Here is a 260-nt window from a genome sequence, read left to right as displayed (position 1 = left end):
ATGCTGTCGTACAGCGCATCCTCCAGCCCTTCGTCCGACAGGCTGTACCACTGCTGCAGGAAGTAGATTCGAAGCATCCGCTCCAGACCGATCGGCCGGCGACCGCGAACTCCTTTCGGGTAGTACGGTTCGATTGCCGTCAGCAATCGCGACCACGGCACGAGCTTCTCCATCTCGTCCAGGAAACGCTGACGCCGAGTCACGCGCTTCTTGCCCGCACTTTCCGCTTCCGCAAAGCTCATTTGCCGTTTCATCGTCGT

1 protein-coding gene is annotated in these 260 nt (G+C 59.6%); it reads right to left on the bottom strand.

Annotated features, from left to right (window positions below; all coding sequences use genetic code 11):
• Nucleotides 1-254, bottom strand: a 254-nt coding sequence (locus KVT39_RS36995; RefSeq protein WP_217591492.1) for a transposase, incomplete at its 3' end; no start/stop codon positions are given.
• Nucleotides 255-260 lie beyond the last annotated feature (6 nt).

The organism is Burkholderia sp. GbtcB21, from assembly GCF_019091065.1.
Classification (GTDB): domain Bacteria; phylum Pseudomonadota; class Gammaproteobacteria; order Burkholderiales; family Burkholderiaceae; genus Burkholderia; species Burkholderia pyrrocinia_C.
Note: the sequence above shows the minus strand (reverse complement) of the source record. Positions and strands in the feature narration are given on the sequence as shown.